The following is a 970-nucleotide window of genomic DNA, read 5'->3' as shown; positions in this document are numbered from 1 at the left end:
AAGCATCTGCTTGAGGATCGTTCTCCCATTCAACTTCATCGAGGAGATAACGAAATTGGATGTGTTGCTCTTTGGGTAGACGTGTTTTGAACTTAAATTGGCCGCTTTTTTTCACCAGTTTCATTGGCTCTGGTTGCCAGTCATTAAAATCTCCAGCGATTTTAATGGATTCCCATTGGTTTTTATCGAGTTCAAAAGTGACTTCAACTTCATCTTTAGTTTTGAAAAATCTCTTTTTAAGCATGAATCTTTCCTTGTTAGTACAAAAACTGCTCTAACTATTACTCGTGTTTCATAAGTATTTCAAGCGTTATCGGATTCATGCTGGTATAGCTCGTTAAATAACCGTGTACTCTTCGTGCTTCAAACTTGTATGAATATGATCTTTCTGTATGATGAAAATCAGTGTGTTGTGAAGAAATTGATATGTTGAAGTTGAATCGTACATTGATGACTACTCTGGTTTGTTTGGTGGCTATGCTGCTAACCAGTGTTTCATCGAGCGTTCAAGCATCGACAGCATCAATAGAAGCACAAAGCTTTCCCATGCAGCAAACTGCACTTCAAGAAAAACTCGGCGTAAATACAGATTGTGTTGAGCCGCACCACAAAGAACACATGATGGAAAAAGGGCAAAAGTCGCACACCAGTTGCAGCTCTTCTTGCATTGTGAAAATTCCCACGACTTTGTCGCAAAATGGATTGATGCTACTGCCTTACAGCTTGGCGCTTATTGATAAGCTTCCTACTGAAAAAGCCGTGGTTGTGATTTATAAACCTTACCGACCTCCGATTGTTTGATTTCTTCTTTATTTATCTCCAGCACTAGCTGGCTCTTAGCTATATTTAAAACGGCACTGTTGTGCCCGAAGGAAAACAAACAATGAAGAAATTACTTGCACTATGCAGCACACTTTTACTGGCTTTCAGCGCTCACGCTGCTCAATTTGAAGAAGGTAAACACTACAAA

Annotated in this window: 2 protein-coding genes; one reads left to right on the top strand and one right to left on the bottom strand. The window is 39.6% G+C overall.

Annotation, left to right across the window (positions count from 1 at the left end; genetic code table 11):
• On the bottom strand, positions 1 to 244 hold a 244-nt coding region (locus R7044_RS24505), incomplete at its 3' end, for an isoamylase early set domain-containing protein (protein WP_225455911.1).
• A gap of 182 nt (positions 245 to 426) precedes the next feature.
• Between R7044_RS24505 and R7044_RS24500 the strand changes: the two genes are divergently transcribed.
• Positions 427 to 801, top strand: a complete 375-nt coding sequence (locus tag R7044_RS24500; protein ID WP_015313451.1) for a hypothetical protein — start codon at positions 427 to 429, stop codon at positions 799 to 801.
• Positions 802 to 970 lie beyond the last annotated feature (169 nt).

It is taken from the genome of Vibrio sp. 1402, from assembly GCF_033340275.1.
The sequence above is the reverse complement of the archived record's forward strand: the minus strand, read 5'-3'. Positions and strand labels throughout refer to the sequence as shown.

Coding starts and splice junctions, on each gene's coding strand:
- R7044_RS24500 (WP_015313451.1), top strand. CDS start 427: ATGTTGAAGTTGAATCGTACATTGATGACTACTCTGGTTTGTTTGGTG.